The organism is Stenotrophomonas sp. 62841_Sma, assembly GCF_056482945.1.
The window spans coordinates 889543-906990 of the sequence record NZ_CM151224.1 but is presented as its reverse complement, the minus strand read 5'-3'; the positions used below and the strand labels follow the sequence as shown (position 1 = coordinate 906990).

Annotated in this window: 15 protein-coding genes; 7 read left to right on the top strand and 8 right to left on the bottom strand. The window is 66.4% G+C overall.

From position 1 onward, the window contains the following. Positions 1-17 precede the first annotated feature (17 nt). The gene (locus ACZK5G_RS04145; RefSeq protein ID WP_010483956.1) at positions 18-524 is read right to left on the bottom strand and encodes a hypothetical protein; all 507 of its coding nucleotides are present in this window, start codon (positions 522-524) and stop codon (positions 18-20) included. Between the two features lie 220 nt (positions 525-744). Then, positions 745-1836 (bottom strand): OmpA family protein, encoded by a 1092-nt coding sequence (locus tag ACZK5G_RS04140; protein WP_010483958.1) that lies wholly within the window; start codon positions 1834-1836, stop codon positions 745-747. 357 nt (positions 1837-2193) lie between these two features. Between ACZK5G_RS04140 and ACZK5G_RS04135 the strand changes: the two genes are divergently transcribed. The 5 genes from ACZK5G_RS04135 (at position 2194) to ACZK5G_RS04115 (ending at position 8061) form a co-directional block, all read left to right on the top strand. Further along, on the top strand, positions 2194-3213 hold the full coding sequence (locus ACZK5G_RS04135) for a zinc-binding alcohol dehydrogenase family protein (protein ID WP_071229155.1): 1020 nt from the start codon (positions 2194-2196) through the stop codon (positions 3211-3213). 223 nt (positions 3214-3436) lie between these two features. Further along, the gene (yczE, locus tag ACZK5G_RS04130; protein WP_478465416.1) at positions 3437-4066 is read left to right on the top strand and encodes a membrane protein YczE; all 630 of its coding nucleotides are present in this window, start codon (positions 3437-3439) and stop codon (positions 4064-4066) included. A 512-nt stretch (positions 4067-4578) separates the two neighbouring features. Further along, on the top strand, positions 4579-6609 hold the full coding sequence (locus ACZK5G_RS04125; RefSeq protein ID WP_478465414.1) for an FAD-dependent oxidoreductase: 2031 nt from the start codon (positions 4579-4581) through the stop codon (positions 6607-6609). 297 nt (positions 6610-6906) lie between these two features. Further along, the gene (locus ACZK5G_RS04120) at positions 6907-7365 is read left to right on the top strand and encodes a cell wall hydrolase (protein ID WP_004154513.1); all 459 of its coding nucleotides are present in this window, start codon (positions 6907-6909) and stop codon (positions 7363-7365) included. Positions 7366-7449: 84 nt separating this feature from the next. Further along, positions 7450-8061 (top strand): glutathione S-transferase N-terminal domain-containing protein, encoded by a 612-nt coding sequence (locus tag ACZK5G_RS04115; protein WP_189720615.1) that lies wholly within the window; start codon positions 7450-7452, stop codon positions 8059-8061. Positions 8062-8128: 67 nt separating this feature from the next. Here ACZK5G_RS04115 and ACZK5G_RS04110 read toward each other — a convergent pair whose 3' ends face one another. The 6 genes from ACZK5G_RS04110 to ACZK5G_RS04085 all read right to left on the bottom strand — a co-directional run bounded on the left by ACZK5G_RS04110 (position 8129) and on the right by ACZK5G_RS04085 (position 14816). Beyond that, positions 8129-9184, bottom strand: coding sequence for a suppressor of fused domain protein (locus ACZK5G_RS04110; RefSeq protein WP_478465412.1), 1056 nt, complete (start codon positions 9182-9184; stop codon positions 8129-8131). A 46-nt stretch (positions 9185-9230) separates the two neighbouring features. Beyond that, positions 9231-9734 (bottom strand): hypothetical protein, encoded by a 504-nt coding sequence (locus ACZK5G_RS04105; RefSeq protein ID WP_478465410.1) that lies wholly within the window; start codon positions 9732-9734, stop codon positions 9231-9233. A 217-nt stretch (positions 9735-9951) separates the two neighbouring features. Further along, a complete protein-coding gene (gene prpE, locus ACZK5G_RS04100; RefSeq protein WP_478465408.1) occupies positions 9952-11832 on the bottom strand; it encodes a propionate--CoA ligase in 1881 nt (626 codons plus the stop codon). Positions 11833-12483: 651 nt separating this feature from the next. Beyond that, positions 12484-13098 (bottom strand): RluA family pseudouridine synthase, encoded by a 615-nt coding sequence (locus tag ACZK5G_RS04095; protein WP_100437384.1) that lies wholly within the window; start codon positions 13096-13098, stop codon positions 12484-12486. 121 nt (positions 13099-13219) lie between these two features. Then, positions 13220-14206: a malate dehydrogenase gene (locus ACZK5G_RS04090; RefSeq protein ID WP_478465405.1), complete on the bottom strand. Its 987-nt coding sequence runs from the start codon at positions 14204-14206 to the stop codon at positions 13220-13222. 118 nt (positions 14207-14324) lie between these two features. Then, positions 14325-14816: a peptidylprolyl isomerase gene (locus ACZK5G_RS04085; RefSeq protein ID WP_004153629.1), complete on the bottom strand. Its 492-nt coding sequence runs from the start codon at positions 14814-14816 to the stop codon at positions 14325-14327. Between the two features lie 272 nt (positions 14817-15088). Between ACZK5G_RS04085 and typA the strand changes: the two genes are divergently transcribed. Both typA and ACZK5G_RS04075 read left to right on the top strand, forming a co-directional pair. Further along, on the top strand, positions 15089-16936 hold the full coding sequence (gene typA, locus ACZK5G_RS04080) for a translational GTPase TypA (RefSeq protein ID WP_032129766.1): 1848 nt from the start codon (positions 15089-15091) through the stop codon (positions 16934-16936). An 11-nt stretch (positions 16937-16947) separates the two neighbouring features. Further along, positions 16948-17415, top strand: a complete 468-nt coding sequence (locus ACZK5G_RS04075; protein WP_049422416.1) for a DUF2127 domain-containing protein — start codon at positions 16948-16950, stop codon at positions 17413-17415. The last annotated feature ends 33 nt before the right edge of the window (positions 17416-17448 follow it).

Sequence of the window (17448 nt, the reverse complement as noted above, 5' to 3'; positions counted from 1 at the left end):
TCTGCTCCCCGCGGTGCTTACTTCTTGTCGACCGGCTTGGTCTCAGCCGGTGCTTCGGCCGGGGCCGGAGTGGCGGCCGGAGCCGGACGCGCCTTGACCACACGCACGCCACGCGCCTTCATCCAGGCGTCGAACTCTTCGGCGGTCATGCGCTTGCCGTTCTGGCTCATGTCGAAGCGCCAGGGCGTGTTGTCGAATTCGGTCTGCGGCTTGTAGGCCGCCGGATCGTTCGGCTTCACTGCCGGGGCGCTCGGAATGGCCTTGGCGATGTTCTGGCAACCATCGATGCGCAGGCGCTGCAGCACCTGGTCCAGCGACTGCGACGGATCGTAGTTGCTGCTCAGCACGCCGGCCGGCATGCCCAGCTGGTTGCCACGGATGTAGAGCTCGTCGGCCACCGGCGCGATGGTCGTGGCCGGCAACGGCAGCGGCGAGGCGCTGGTGTTGACCGAGCAATCGACCGCAGCGTGGGCGGCGGGAACCAGGGCCAGCGCCAGGAAGGCGGCCGATGCAGAGCGCAGCATGAAGGGCATCCAGGAAAGGAAGTGACGCGGCGAGTTTAGCAATGCCGCGACAGCTTTCAAGCGCCACTTTCAATGAATACGGCAACTCATTGGTTTTACGGATAAAAACCCGACGAACGGTTGTTCCCGGACCGACGGACACACGGATTCCGGGCCGCAGAAACAACAAGACCCGGCCGAAGCCGGGTCCTGCTGTGTCCTACTGGCAGAGCGTCAGAACTTAGTTCTGGACGTTCAGCTCGGTACGACGGTTCTTGGCGCGACCTTCCGGGTTGTCCGAACCATCCGGGTTGGTGTTCGGAGCAATCGGACGGCTCTCGCCGTAGCCGATCGGGCCGACCAGGCGACCGGCGTCAACGCCGTTCTTGGTCAGGTAGTTGTACACGGCGGTAGCGCGACGCTCCGACAGCTTCTGGTTGTAAGCGTCGGTACCCTTCGAGTCGGTGTGACCGGCAACTTCAACGCGCAGATCCGGGTAACGCTTCAGGATCTCGGTGGCTTCGCTCAGGATCGCCACGGCGTCCGGACGCAGGTTCGACTTGTCGAAGTCGAAGTTGACGCCCTTCAGGTCGATGGAGACCGGAACCGGGCAACCGTCCGGACCGATGGTCTGACCCGGCTGCGAGTTCGGGCACTTGTCGTCGCAGTTGTTGACGCCGTCACCGTCGTCATCCAGGTCGGCGCAGCTCGGGGCAACCGGAGCCGGAGCCGGAGCAGCCGCGACCGGAGCCGGGCCCAGCGGGATCACGACGCCGACCGAGGCCAGCACGTCACCGAACCAGTCTTCCTTCGGAGCGGCAACGCTCTGGTCGTCGAAGTCAGCGCGGTAGGCCACTTCGGCGCGGACAGCAACGCGCTTTTCGAAGGTGGTCTGCAGGCCGACGCCCAGCTTGGCGGCAACGTTGCCGTCCTTACGCTGGCGCGGACCGTTGGCATTCAGCGCCGGGTACTCTTCTTCCGACTTCTGGTAGCCCAGGCCACCGACGATGTACGGGTTCCAGCCGCGGCCTTCCTTGATGAAGTGGCGACGCAGGTCCAGCGAGACGCCGTACTGCGACCAGTTCAGGTCCTTGTTCGAATCGAAGTTCGGGTTCTGATAGTTCAGCTCACCGTCCAGCGACCAGTTCGGGCTGATGAACTTGCCCAGGCCCAGGGTCACGAACGGAGCGTCATTGGTCAGACGGTCGCTGTCCTGGAAGTTGAAGCCGGCCGAACCGGTCAGGTACCAGCGGTCATCGAACTCCTGCGCCGAAGCTGCCTGGGCAAAAGCCAGGCCGCCCAGCAGCGCGGCAGTAAGGATCTTCTTGTTCATTGAGTACAGCTCCTATTTCGGGGGTATGAAACCGGTAGAGGCATGGGCCAGCACAAGTGCGTCGATGTACGACAGCCGATTCAGCACGCCACCGCCGCGAACATTATGCTCAGGCGGGTGAAGGCCATGTTAACAGTCCCGTAACATGTGAAGTGTTGCGCCCGACCGTCCGCCGGTCCGACGTTGAAACCCTATACAGGATGATGAAAATCCGCAAGACCCCCACGCTGCAAGGGTTTGACGGGGTTTAGACGGGGAAAACGACATATTGCGCGGCGCGCTGCATCAAACGGTTCAGCGCGTCTGCGGAAACGTGAGGAACCTTATGATGGAGCCACGAACCCAGCCGGAGCCGTGATGAAAGCCGTCGCCCTGAGTCGTGAATCCGCCCCTGCCCTGTGCGATATCCACCTGCCTCCGCCGCTGCCTCCCCGGGGCCGTGACCTGCTGGTCCGGGTCGAGGCGGTTTCAGTCAACCCCGTCGATGGCAAGCAGCGTGCCAGCACGGATCCGGCCACGCTCCAGGCACCCCGCGTGCTGGGTTGGGACGCTGCCGGCGTGGTCGAGGCGATCGGCGACGAGGCGAGCCTGTTTGCCTCCGGTGACGAGGTTTATTACGCAGGCGATGTCACCCGCCCCGGCTGCAATGCGCAGTACCACTGGGTGGATGAACGCCTGGTCGCGCGCAAGCCAACCACGCTGGATTTCGCTGAAGCCGCAGCGCTGCCGCTGACCACGCTCACCGCCTGGGAGCTGCTGTTCGAGCGCATGCCGCTGCGGCTGGACGATCGCCGCCACGCCGGCCAGCACCTGCTGGTGATCGGCGGTGCGGGCGGGGTCGGCTCGATGGCAATCCAGCTGGCCCGCCATGCGGGTTTCGAGGTGATCGCCACGGCGTCGCGCGAGGCCTCGGCCGACTGGTGCCGGCAGATGGGTGCCCGGCACGTGATCGACCACCGGCAACCACTTCAGGCCCAGCTGCAGGCGCTGGGCATCGACACGGTGCAGGTCGCACTCAACCTGGCCGACACCGATCACTACTGGGACGAACTGGGCCTGCTGCTGGCGCCGCAGGGACATGTGGGCCTGATCGTCGAGCCGCGTGGGCCGCTGCGCATCGGCGATCCCTACAAAGCCAAGTGCATCGGCATCCACTGGGAGTTCATGTTCGCGCGCTCGCGCTTTGCCACTGCCGACTGCATCGAGCAGCACCGCATCCTCAGCCGCACGGCCAGCATGATCGATGCCGGCCAGCTGCGCGGCACCCTCAGTGAAAGCCTGGGCCCGATCAATGCGGCAAATCTGGACATCGCGCATCAGCGCCTGGCCAGCGGACGCACGGTGGGCAAGCTGGCGCTGGCAGGCTGGGGCGACTGAGCCAGGCTGGAGCGCCGATGTAAAGCCGAGCCCATGCCCGGCCGTGCGGTCTGATCGTAGCGTCGAGCGTGCTCGACTGATTCATCAGGAGCAGTCGAGCAAGCTCGACTCTACAGAACGGAGCAGATCCCGCCTGTGGCAGCGAATTGGCTGGCATCTGTATCTATGGAAGTGACTGAATCGGGATTACGGTGGAAACAGATTACCCTCCCCCGAGACCGCCATGCCGACCGCCCTGCCCTTGCGCCTGCTGCAACTGATCACCGGCCTGTTCCTGTACGGCTTCGGCGCCTCGCTGATGATCCGTGCGGCCATCGGCGTGGCGCCCTGGGACGTGCTGTCGCAGGGCATCGCCGCGCAGACGCCGCTGTCGTTCGGGCTGGCCACCAACGTGATCGGTGCACTGGTGTTGCTGCTGTGGTGGCCGCTGCGGCAGAAGCCGGGTGTAGGGACCGTGCTCAACGTGATGCTGATCGGCCCCTCCGCGCAGTTCGGGCTATGGCTGCTGCCGCCGGCCGTCGGCCTTGGCTGGCAGCTGACGATGTTCTGCGCCGGCATGCTGCTGGTCGCGCTGGCCACCGGCCTGTACATCGGCGCCAGGCTTGGCCCTGGCCCGCGCGACGGCCTGATGACCGGCCTGCATGCCCGCACCGGCTGGCCGATCTGGAAAGTGCGCAGCCTGATCGAGGGCAGCGTGCTGCTGCTGGGCTGGTGGCTGGGCGGCAATGTTGGGCTCGGCACCCTCGCCTTCGCCCTGCTGATCGGTCCGCTGTGTGGTGTCACGCTGGGCTGGTTCGGGATCGGTCGCACCCCGGTAGTGCCGGCCGCCGGCCGGCAGCCACAAGCACCCTGATCTGCCCAGGATGCCGGCCAGCGGCCGGCACTACCCCCCGGAGTTCGGGGGGAGCGCCGCAGGCGCGGGGGCGTGGAGGCCGGTAAGTGGGGCCCGCGGTTCGCGCAGCGAATTGCGGGAGCGACAGCACGCATGTGCCGAGCGTACCCGGCCAGCGGCCGGCACTACCGCCCCCGGAGTTCGGGGGCAGCGCCGCAGGCGCGGGGGCGTGGAGGCCGGTAAGTGGGGCCCGCGGTTCGCGCAGCGAATTGCGGGAGCGACAGCACGCATGTGCCGAGCGTACCCGGCCAGCGGCCGGCACTACCGCCCCCGGAGTTCGGGGGCAGCGCCGCAGGCGCGGGGGCGTGGAGGCCGGTAAGTGGGGCCCGCGGTTCGCGCAGCGAATTGCGGGAGCGACAGCACGCATGTGCCGAGCGTACCCGGCCAGCGGCCGGCACTACCCAAAGGCCGGCCCTTGCCCCGGCCGCCGTTTCGCGGCACGCTTCGCGCTTCCGTACGCAAGCGTATCGACAATGTCGCCAGCCAACGAAAGCGCCTACCCCCATCTGTTCGCCCCGCTGGACCTGGGCTTCACCCAGCTGCGCAACCGCGTATTGATGGGCTCGATGCACACCGGCCTGGAGGATCGCGCCCGCGACTTCCCGCGGCTGGCGGCCTACTTCGCCGAACGCGCCGAGGGCGGTGTCGGCCTGATCGTCACCGGCGGCTTCGCGCCGAACGTGGTCGGCTGGCTGAAGCCGTTCGGCGGCAAGCTGTCCTGGCCCTGGGAAGTACGCCCGCACCGTCAGCTCACCGCCGCCGCGCACCAGCACGGCGCGAAGATCTGCCTGCAGCTGCTGCATGCCGGCCGCTATGCCTACCACCCTTTGTCGGTGGCGCCGTCGAAGCTGAAGGCACCGATCAACCCGTTCACCCCGCGTGCGTTGTCGGCCAGCGGCGTCGAGCGGCATATCGCCGACTACGCACGCAGCGCGAAGCTGGCCCGCGAGGCTGGCTACGACGGTGTGGAAGTGATGGGCTCGGAGGGCTACCTCATCAACGAGTTCATCGCCCCGCGCACCAACAAGCGCACCGACCGCTGGGGCGGCGATGCCAACCAGCGCATGCGCTTCGCGGTCGAGATCGTGCGCCGCATCCGCGAGGCCTGTGGCCCGGACTTCATCATCATCTACCGCCTGTCGCTGGTGGACCTGGTGGAAGACGGCAGCAACTGGGAGGAGATCGTGCAGCAGGCGCAGGCCATCGAGGCCGCCGGCGCGACGATCATCAATTCCGGCATCGGCTGGCACGAAGCCCGTATTCCGACCATTGCCACCTCGGTGCCGCGCGCCGCCTTCGCCGGGGTCACCGCCAAGCTCAAGCCGCATGTGAAGGTGCCGCTGGTGGCGACCAACCGCATCAACATGCCCGACGTCGCCGAGCGCATCCTCGCCGGCGGCGGTGCCGACATGGTGTCGCTGGCGCGTCCGCTGCTGGCCGACCCGCAATGGCCCAACAAGGCCCGTGCCGGCCGCGCCGAGGCGATCAACACCTGCATCGCCTGCAACCAGGCCTGCCTGGACCACGTGTTCGAGAACAAGCTGGCCAGCTGCCTGGTCAATCCGCGCGCCGCCCACGAGACCGAGCTGGTCTATCGCCCCACCGCCACGCCGAAGAAAGTTGCCGTGGTCGGTGCTGGCCCGGCAGGCCTGGCGTGTGCCACCGTCGCTGCACAGCGCGGCCACCAGGTCACCCTGTTCGATGCCAACGAGGAGATCGGCGGCCAGTTCAACGTGGCCAAGCGCATCCCCGGCAAGGAAGAGTTCCACGAGACCCTGCGCTACTTCCGCCACACGCTGGCCGAAACCGGCGTGCAGCTGCGCCTCGGCACCCGCGCCGATGCCGCCACCCTGGCCGGCTTCGACGAGGTGGTGCTGGCCACCGGCATCACCCCGCGCAAGGTCGACTTCCCCGGCGCCGACCACGCCAAGGTGGTCAGCTACCTGGACGTGCTGCTGGGCCGGGTTGAAGTGGGCACCAATGCGGCGATCATCGGCGCCGGCGGCATCGGCTTCGATGTCGGCGAGTTCCTCAGCCACGCAGGTGAGTCCCCCTCCCTCGACCCGCAACGCTGGATGGCCGAATGGGGCGTGGACAGCGCGTTCGAGGCCCGCGGCTCGCTGGGCCGGCCCGAGGTCGAGGCGTCACCGCGTCGGCTCTGGCTGCTGCAGCGCAGCCCGGGCAAGCCCGGCGCGCGACTGGGCAAGACCACTGGCTGGATTCACCGCGCCACACTGAAGGCCAAGGGCGTGCGCATGCTCGGTGGCGTCGAGTACCTGGGCGTGGACGACGAAGGCCTGCGCATTCGCGTGGAAGGCAGCGAGCAGCTGCTGCCGGTCGACCACGTGGTGATCTGCGCCGGGCAGGAACCGAACCGTGCGCTACAGGCCGAACTGCAGGCCGCCGGCATCAACGCGCAGCTGATCGGGGGTGCCGATGTGGCCGCCGAACTGGATGCGAAGCGGGCCATCAACCAGGGCAGCCGGGTGGCCGCCGCGCTCTGATGAGCGCCTGAATGGGGGGCGGAATGTGATTTCCGTCACCCCTGCCGAACCTGAATGTCAAGCCGGGCGGTTCACGATGCGTTCGGCTATCCCCCCCTACCTTGCGCCATCTTTCCGCTCACCAGCCAGTTTCCGGTGAGCCGGCGCAGCCCCCTCGATCGGTACTGATCGTTTCTTTTGGGGCTGCCCACGGGGCGGCCCCGATGGCCGCCTCCCCATGACGCCAAGTCGTACCCCGCCTCCTGTCGCCCCGCGGCCGGAACCGGAGCGTGCGGCCCATACGGAGCAAGGAGTTATATGAAACTGGCCTGGATTCTCTGGCTGTCGCAGTTGTTGCCTCAGCCGGCCGCTGATTCATTGTGTTTGAGCACCACCGTTTACCTGGAAGCCCGCGACCAGACCCTGCGTGGCCAGCAGGCCGTCGCCGAGGTCGCCCTGCGCCGCCTCGACAGTGGCCTGTGGGGCGACTCCATGTGCCAGGTGGTCACCGCGCGCAAGCAGTTCGCACCGACCATCGTCTCGCCCGGCACCCAGCTGGGCAATGATGCGGCCTGGAGCGAGGCGATGAACGTGGCCTTCGACGCCGAGCGCAACTGGGCGCTGCCGGCCGGCGAGCGCCGCGAGATCGTGCCCGGTGCCAGCCACTTCGCCGCGCTGTCCATTGCCAGCCCGAACTGGCGCAATGCCTACCAGGTGGCCACCATCGGCGATCACACCTTCTATAAGGTGCAGAACCTCAAGCCGCGGCAGTCGTAACGATCCGTGCTGGCGGCAGCGTTGCCGCCCGCTGGCAAGCTCTGGGATAGTGGGCGTTTCCCGCCCGCATCACCTGGAGTTCCCATGAAGCTGTACAGCAAGCCCGGTGCCTGTTCCACCGCCGACCACATCGCCCTGCAGTGGACCGGCAAGCCGTTCGAGGTTGAACTGCTGAACAAGGACACCCTGAAGGGCCCGGAATTCCTCAAGATCAATCCGGCCGGTGCCGTCCCCGCACTGGTCGACGGCGACTTCGTGCTGCTGCAGAACGCCGCGATCATGGGCTATATCGCCGACAGCTTCCCGCAGGCCGGCCTCGGCGGCGACGGCAGCCCGCGCCAGCGCGCCGAAGCCACCCGCTGGCTGGCCTTCGTCAATTCCGATGTGCATCCGGCCTTCTCGCCGCTGTTCGCGCCGGGCAAGTTCATTGCCGACGAGAGCCAGTTCGATGCGATCCGCGCCGCCGCGCACAAGCGCCTGCGCGCCCTGTTCGAGACCGCCGACAAGCAGCTGGCCGACAAGCCGTGGCTGGCCGGCTTCCGCAGCTTCGCCGACCCGTACTTCTACATCACGCTGCGCTGGGCCGCCGGCACCAAGGTCGACCTGTCCGGCCTGGACAACCTGGCCGCCTACAAGGCGCGCATGGATGCCGATGCCGGCGTGCAGGCCGCGCTGAAGGCCGAGGGCCTGGCCTGAGCCAGACCATGGGTCGGAGCCGTCTGCACAGCAGACGGCTCTGCCCCCATCGGTGCAATCGCCACACTCAGCCGATCTGGCGGATCACTTCGCCCTTGGCATCGCGCAGGTACGTCGGCACCACTTCGATGCGCAGCGCCGCCGCCACCGGGTAGATGCCGCGCTCGGCCCGCACGCCTGCCAGCGCCTGCAGTCCCGACTCGTCCAGTGCCCAGCGCGCGCTGCCGGCTGATACCTCGCCGGTTTCACCGAGCGCGGCCGGAATGAATTCCCACTGCCGCTCGCGGCTGACCAGTTCCAGCGATTTGCCGTGGCGCAGCCGTAGCGGCAGCAGCTCGCTCACGCTGGCCACCTGGCCCGCACCGAGCACCAGGGTGGTGACGCCCGCCTCCTGCCGCCAGTCCAGCGTCTCGATGAACAGCATGCCGGTGCTGGAGCCCTCGCGCTCGCTGCCGGTCTGCACCTGTGCAGCCAGTGCCGGATCCTCCAGCAGGTTGCCGCGATGCAGGTCGCTGATCCACAGCGGCATCGCCGGTTGCAGCGCCTGCAGCACGCCACGCGTCGACCAGCGCTTGACCGCTTCCATCTCCTCATCGGTCAGCCCGACCAGCTGCAGGAACTGCAGGTGGCCATTGGCGGTGTCGCGTGCGGGCAACTGCGGATCTGCGACGAAGGCCAGATGGCACAAGCGCGTGTTGGTCTCCAACGCGATCGGGCCGTTGGCGTTGAGGTGGTGGCCATCCTCGAACACGTTGCCACTGCCGAACACATAGCGCGCCAGGTTCTGCAGCAGGTTCATCGGCCACACCGGCGGCGTGCTGCCGGCGTTCTCACCGGCGTCGGCAGCGAGGCGGAAGGTCAGCTCGAAACCATAGCCACTGGCGGTGGCATCACTGCTCTCCTTGGCGTACAGCTCGGAGAAGCCGTAGGTGATGTAATGCCAATGCGGTACCGGCGCATCCGCCCAGTACACGCTGATGCCATCGAGCGGATCCTGGCCACCGAGCGTGTACGGAAGCGCGGTGCCGAAGTGACGCGGTTCCTGCCCGGCATACAGCGGCGCCAGCGCCGCATTGATCGCGTCCCAGCCGGGGGTATCGGTGTCGTCGTGGTCGTCCTGCACGCGGGACTCCTTGTGGGGAAGTGAACCGATCACTTTACGCGGTGGCTCAGGCCTGCACGACCTCGCCGCCACCATTGACCACGGCCGCCTGGGTCTCCTGCCACCAGCGCTGCGCCAATGCCGGGCTGCGCGCCTTGCCCACCGCCGCCAGCAGTTCCGGGCACAGGCGTTCCAGTGCCAGCGCATCGGTGCAGCGTTCGATCTTCAACTGCATGAAATAGCCCTTCAGGCCCAGATGCCGACGCACGGCCTCACTCATCGCGTCGTACAGCTGCTGGTACAGCGCCGGGTCCTGTTCACGGCCGGTGCTGATGCTGCGCGTCGGTGCGGCTTCGACACTTCCGCCGATCACTTCGATCAGGCCCTGCGCGGCCAACTGCTCCAGTGCATCCGGCGGTGCCCGCAGGCCTTCGAACAGGTCGCGCAATTCAGTGTCATCGCGATGGCCGTCGACCATCAGCAGGATCGAACGCAGTGCCGCCGGCAGGCGCCGACCACGGTCCTCGATTTCCTGGCGGCCAGCGGCCGTCTTGGCGTGCAGCAAAGCCATTGCCTCCCCCCAATCTCTCGATGCGCAATGCCAGCGCGCCCTGGCGGGCGCGCTCCCCTGTGTGCCATCCCCGGACGGCACGCGCCTTCCCCGGCGCGCACCGCGTATTGCAGGTCGATGACAGGCCGAGCTTAGCGCAAGTGCTGCGGGTAGTGCCGGCCGCTGGCCGGCAACATCAGGATTGATGGGGTGCCGGCCAGCGGCCGGCACTACCAGGTCAACGGCCCAGCGCGCGGCGGATCTCCTCCAGCGCACTGGGATCATCCAGCGTCGACAGGTCACCCGGGTCGCGCTGTTCGGCCAGCGCCTGCAGCGAGCGCCGCAGCAGCTTGCCGGATCGGGTCTTGGGCAGCGCATTGACCACGTGCACGTGCGCCGGGCGCGCGACCGCGCCGAGCGAGGTGGTCACCGTCGCCATCATCTCGGCCACCACCGGCGCCGGATCCTCGCCATCGAGCCCCTGCTTGAGGGTGACGAACACCAGCGGCACCTGCCCCTTCAGCTCATCCTTGACCCCGATCACCGCCGCCTCGGCCACACGTGGATGGCTGGAGATGGCTTCTTCAATCTCGCGCGTACCCAACCGGTGACCGGCCACATTGATCACATCATCGGTGCGACCGAGGATGAAGGTGTAGCCATCGTCGTCACGGATCGCCCAGTCCAGCGAGCTGTACAGCAGCTCCTTGAAGTGGCTGAAGTAGCTCTGCAGGAAACGGCTGTCGTCGTTCCACACCGTGCTCATGCAGCCCGGCGGCAGCGGCGGCGACACCACCAGCACGCCCTTCTGCCCCGGTGCCACTTCCTCGCCGGTGTTCTCGTCGATCACCTTCATCCGGTAGCCGAGATTGGGGAACCCGGGCGAGCCGAAACGCACCGGCTTCATCTCCAGGCCCGGCAGCAGGGTCAGTGCCGGCCAGCCGGTTTCGGTCTGCCAGTAATTGTCGATGATCGGCTTGCCGAGCGCTTCGCTGATCCAGTGCGCGGTGGGTTCGTCCAGCGGCTCGCCGGCCAGGAACAGGTACTTCAGCGCGCCCAGGTCGTGGCGATGGATGAAATCCGCGTCGTGCTTCTTCAGCACGCGGATGGCGGTGGGCGACGAGAACATCGTGCGCACGTTGTACTGCTCGCACAGCGCCCACCAGATGCCCGGGTCCGGATTCGTCGGCAGCCCTTCGTACAGCAGCGACGTACAGCCACCGATGAGCGGGCCGTACACGTTGTAGGAATGGCCGACCGCCCAGCCGACGTCGGAGGTGGAGAACATCACCTGGCCCGGCCTGCAGTCGAACACCGTTTCCATCGACTGTGCCATCGCCACCGCATAGCCCCCCACATCGCGCTGCACGCCCTTCGGCTTGCCGGTGGTGCCGGAGGTGTACAGCAGGTAGCTCGGCTCGCTCGCTTCCAGCCACTGCACCGGCACGTCGACTTCACCGATCTGCGCACGCAGCTCGGCGTAGTCCACATCGCGGCCCGGCACGCGTGGTTCGGCGGCATCCAGCCCACGCGACACGATCAGCACGTGCGGCGGTGGCGACGTGGCTTCGGCGCAGGCTGCATCGACCATCGGCTTGTACGGAATCAGCTTGCCACCGCGCATGCCGGCATCGGCGGCGATCAGCAGCTTGGGCTTGGCATCGTCGATGCGCAGCGCCAGGTTGTGCGCGGCGAAGCCACCGAACACCACCGAGTGCACCGCACCGATGCGCGCGCAGGCCAGCATCGCGAACACGGCTTCGGCCATGTTCGGCATGTAGATCACCACGCGGTCACCGTGACCGACGCCGAGGTGCTTGAGCACGGCGGCGAAGTCGTTCACTTCGCGATACAGCTGGCGATAGGTGATCTCGCGGGCGCTGTTGGTTTCGGTGGAAATGGCGACCAGTGCGAGCTGGTCGGCGCGCTCGGCCAGGTGGCGGTCGACGGCGTTGTAGCAGAGATTGGTTTCACCACCGACGAACCAGCGCCGGAACGGCGGGTTGCTGTAGTCGAGCACCTGCTGCGGCGGTTTGTGCCAATGGATGCGCTTGGCTTCCTCGCCCCAGAAGGCCTCCGGCTCGTCGATCGAGCGACGGTAGGTTTCCTCGTAGTTCATGACGCAGCCCTCCCAGACAAAGTCATGGGTTCGAGGATAGTCCGGCGCTGGCGCGCGGGCCGCCCTACCTTGGTAGGGGGTGGGGTTTTGTTCTGCAGGGCTTGCAGCCCTGCACCTGCAGAATCAACGTCAACGTCAACGTCAACGTCAAAAGCGGGGCCATTGAGGGATGGCGGGGTGGGTCCGGTTGCGGGGGGCGCCGTAAATCCGTCCATGGCGCTCACGCCCCCGCAACCGGACCCACCCCGCCTTCGACAGTTTCCTGCGATCTGTCGGAAAGGCGTATTGCTCTGGTAGATGTCGACCTTGGTCGACTGCTCTGGTGGGTGTCGACCTTGGTCGACACGGTAGATCCACGCCATGCGTGGATGATTCATTCGATATCTGAGAGAAAAATCGTGTCGACCAAGGTCGACACCTACCAACAGCCGCGCGGAACAAAGCCGCAGTTACCAACAGCCGCGGGAACCTGTCGAAGGTGGGACGGTGTCGGAGTGCGGGGTGTCAGCCGCATGGATGCGGCTGCCAACCCTACAGGGACGTACTTGCGGCGTCCCCGCACTCCGACACCGTCCCGCCAACCCACGGATAGCCCGCTTCTGACGTTGACGTTGATTCTGCAGGTGCAGGGCTGCAAGCCCTGCCGAACCCCTAGAACGGAGTCGCGGACTCGAACGCGAGCGCCTCGCCCGTCACTGGATGGGTGAACCGCAGGCTGCGCGCGTGCAGGTGCACGCGTAGCGCCGGTGCTGCACCGTACAGCACGTCACCGACGATGGGATGGCCGAGACTGGCCATGTGCAGGCGCAGCTGATGGCTGCGGCCAGTGATCGGTTCCAACGCCACGCGGGTGCGCTGCGCTTCAACATCACGTGCCATTACGTGCCAACGTGTCAGCGCCGGTTTGCCGCGTTCGTGATCGACCATCTGCTTCGGCCGGTTCGGCCAGTCCACGATCAACGGCAGGTCCACTTCGCCGGCATCGCCTTCAAGCAGCCCCTCCACGATCGCTTCGTAACGCTTGCCAACCTGGCGCTGCTCGAACTGCATCGACAACGCCACCTGCATGTCCTTGCCGCGCGCATGCAGCAGCAGGCCGGAGGTCACCTGGTCCAGGCGATGCACGGTCAATGCATCCGGGTACAGCGCCTGCAGGCGCGCGACCACGCAGTCCTGGTTCTCGGCGCTGCGGCCAGGCACGGACAGCAGGCCGGCCGGCTTCTCGGCCACCAGCAGCGCGTCGTCGATGTAATGCAGGTGGATCATCAGTTCCTGTATTCCTCAAACAGAAACGGGGAAGCCTGAGCTTCCCCGTTGCTGCGTGCCGACCAACGGTCGGTACCTACCTTGATGGAAGACGTACCGGCTCGCGCCGGTACCGCCTGCATCAGCCCAGCAGGTGGGCGACGCCGGCGCGCTCTTCTTCCAGCTCGGCCAGGGTCTTGTCGATGTACTTCTGGCTGAAGTCGTCGATCGGCAGATCCTTGACCAGGGTGTACTTGCCGTTCTCGGTGGTCACCGCGAAGCCGAAGATCACGCCTTCCGGAATGCCGTAGGAACCGTCGGACGGCACGCCCATGGTGACCCACTTGCCGTTGCTGCCCAGCACCCAGTCACGCACGTGGTCGATGGCTGCGTTGGCGGCCGAAGCAGCCGAGGACGAGCCACGGGCTTCGATGATCGCCGCGCCGCGCTTGCCGACGGTCGGGATGAAGGTGTTGGCGTTCCACTCCTGGTCGTTGATCGCATCGGCGATCGACGCACCATCAGCGGTGGCGAAACGGTAGTCCGGGTACATGGTCGGGCTGTGGTTGCCCCACACGACCAGCTTCTCCATGCCAACGACCGGCTTGCCGAGCTTGGTCGACAGCTGGCTCAGCGCGCGGTTGTGGTCCAGGCGCAGCATGGCGGTGAAATTCTCCGGCTTCAGGTCCGGGGCCGACTTCATCGCGATGTAGGCGTTGGTGTTGGCCGGGTTACCGACCACCAGCACCTTCACGTCACGGCTGGCGACCTTGTTCAGCGCCGCGCCCTGGGCGGTGAAGATCTTGGCGTTTTCCAGCAGCAGGTCCTTGCGCTCCATGCCCGGGCCACGCGGACGTGCGCCGACCAGCAGGGCGATGTCGGCGTCCTTGAACGCGACTTCGGCGTCATCGGTGCCGACCATGCCGGCCAGCAGCGGGAAGGCGCAGTCTTCCAGCTCCATCATCACGCCCTTCAGGGCGGCCTGGGCCTTGTCGACCGGCAGTTCCAGCAGCTGCAGGATGACCGGCTGGTCCTTGCCCAGCATTTCGCCGGAGGCGATGCGGAACAGCAGGGCATAACCGATCTGGCCGGCGGCGCCGGTCACGGCAACACGAACGGGTGCTTTCATGGGGGTTTCCTCTTGCTTGCAAGCGTTTGATGGGACGCCGCGGGCGTGGCCACGAAGGCCTGGCGGGCGGCGGGGAACAGGGAAACGGCCACCCGAGGGTGGCCGTTTCGAAGGGGGATCAGGCGGCGAGGTGCTTGTTCCACTCCGCGACGCGCTCGGCCTGGGCGGCCAGCACGGCGTCGACGTCGCCTTCCAGGGTGATCGAATGGATCACGTCGCCCTGCTTGACCGAATCGACGATGGCCTGGCCTTCCAGGACCTTGCCGAAGACGGTGTGGCGGCCGTCCAGCCAGTCGGTCTTGATGTGGGTGATGAAGAACTGGCTGCCGTTGGTGTTCGGGCCGGCGTTGGCCATCGACAGCGAGCCGACCTCGTGCTTCACGCCATTCTTCTCGTCTTCGAACTTGTAGCCCGGGCCGCCGGTGCCACGACCCTGCGGGCAGCCGCCCTGGATCATGAAGTCGGCGATCACGCGGTGGAAGATCAGGCCGTCATAGAAACCGTGCTTGACCAGGTTCACGAAGTTGGCCACGGTCAGCGGCGCCTTGTCGGCGAACAGCTCGACCTTGATCGGGCCCTGGGTGGTGTCGAAAGTGGCGATGAGGGACATGAAGATCCTTGATGCAGAGGGGAACGCGTCTAGCCACCTAGTTTACACCTGCCTCGTGGCGGCGGCGGCTTCGACCATGGGCGCAGATCCGGGCTTCAGCCACGGGACGGGGTGCCCCGCGGTGCAGGCCAGGCGGCCTCGACCGGCGCCGCGGCCCCCAACTGAATGGGCCCCATGACGGGTGTGAAATCCACCTTTTCGCGAATCGTCAAGTTCGACGTATAATGTTGGACTTCTTTTTCCAAATCCGGCGCCGACTGGCCCCCTTTCGTATGTCCATCGAAAATCTTCGCAACATCGCCATCGTCGCCCACGTCGACCATGGCAAGACCACCCTGGTCGACCAGCTGCTGAAGCAGTCCGGCACCCTGTCCGAGCGTACCGTCCTCGCCGAGCGCGTGATGGACAGCAACGACCAGGAAAAGGAACGCGGCATCACCATCCTGGCCAAGAACACCGCCATCACCTGGGAAGACAAGAAGACCGGCATCAAGAACCGGATCAACATCGTCGACACCCCCGGCCACGCCGACTTCGGTGGTGAGGTCGAGCGCGTGCTGTCGATGGTCGACACCGTGCTGATCCTGGTCGATGCGATGGACGGCCCGATGCCGCAGACCCGCTTCGTGACCCAGAAGGCCTTCGCGATGGGCTTCAAGCCGATCGTCGTGGTCAACAAGGTCGACCGTCCGGGCGCCCGTCCGGAATGGGTGATCGACCAGGTCTTCGACCTGTTCGACAAGCTCGGCGCCACCAACGAGCAGCTGGACTTCCCGATCGTCTACGCCTCCGGCCTGAACGGCTACGCCGGCCTGGAAGACACCGTGCGCGACGGCGACATGACCCCGCTGTACGAAGCGATCATGCAGCACGCGCCGCGTCCGGAAGTGGACCCGGAAGGCCCGTTCCAGATGCGCATCAGCCAGCTGGACTACAACAACTTCGTGGGCGTGATCGGCATCGGCCGCATCCAGCGCGGCACCCTGAAGAAGAACATGCAGGTCGCGGTCATCGACCGTGAAGGCAAGAAGCGCAACGGCAAGGTGCTGCAGGTGCTGGGCTTCATGGGCCTGGAGCGCATCGAGCAGGATACCGCCGAGGCCGGCGACATCGTGGCCATCTCCGGCATCCAGGAGCTGACCATCTCCGACACCATCTGCGCTCCGGACACCCCGGAAGCGCTGCCGGCGCTGACCGTCGACGAGCCGACCATCTCGATGACCTTCCAGGTCAACAACTCGCCGTTCGCCGGCAACAAGGACCTGTCCGGTGGCAAGTTCCTGACCAGCCGCCAGATCAAGGACCGCCTGGACCGTGAAAAGGTCCACAACGTGGCCCTGAAGGTCGAGCAGCTGGAAGACGCCGACAAGTTCCTGGTCTCCGGCCGTGGCGAGCTGCACCTGTCGGTGCTGATCGAGAACATGCGTCGCGAAGGCTACGAGCTGGCCGTGTCGCGCCCGGAAGTGATCATCAAGGAAATCGACGGCCAGATGATGGAGCCGATCGAGCAGCTGGTGGTGGACATCGAAGAAATCCACCAGGGCGGCGTGATGGAAAAGCTGGGCACCCGCAAGGGCCAGCTGAAGAACATGGAATCGGACGGCAAGGGCCGTGTGCGTCTGGAGTACTCGATCCCGGCCCGTGGCCTGATCGGTTTCCAGAACGAGTTCAAGACCCTGACCCAGGGTTCGGGCCTGCTGTTCCACGTGTTCGACCACTACGGCCCGAAGGAACAGGGCGCGATCGCCAAGCGCATCAACGGCGTGATGATCGCCAATGCGCCGGGCACCACGCCGGCCTACTCGCTGGGCCCGCTGCAGGAACGCGGCAAGCTCTTCGCTGCTGAAGGCGACAACGTGTATGAAGGTCAGCTGGTCGGCATCCACTCCAAGGACAACGACCTGACCGTCAACGCGATCAAGACCAAGCCGCTGACCAACATGCGCGCTTCGGGCAAGGACGATGCGATCCAGCTGACCCCGGCGATCAAGTACTCGCTGGAACAGGCCCTGGACTTCATCGAAGACGACGAGCTGGTCGAGATCACCCCGAAGGAGATCCGTCTGCGCAAGAAGTTCCTGACCGAAAGCGACCGCAAGAAGGCTTCGCGCGGCGGCTGAGCCAGCACCCCGTGAACCTGAGCGGCTACAACCCGGATCCACACCGGCATCCGGGTCTCCATGTCATCGCCCTGCTCGAAGCGAGCAAGGCGATGCTGGCGCTGTTGGCCGCCACCGGGCTGGAAGTGCTCGGACCGCAGCCGCTACGGCACGGCATCATGGCCCTGATCCGGCGTTTCAGCCTGGATCCGGACCATGGCACCCTGCCCTCGCTGCTGCACATGATCAGCCCCGACGCGGTCCACCTGGCCGCGGCGGGGATGATCGGCTACGGCCTGCTGCACCTGGTCGAAGCCTGGGGCCTGTGGCGGGCCAAGGCCTGGGCCTCCTGGCTGGGCTGCCTGACCGCCGCCCTGTACCTGCCTTTCGACATCTTCGCGATCATCCGCCACCCCGGCTGGCCGTCGTGGACGATCCTGGCGATCAACCTGATCGTGGTCTACGTGCTCGCCCGCGACCTGCGCAAGCGCCACCGCTGAGCACCGGCTACACTGGGGATTGGAGCCGACCAA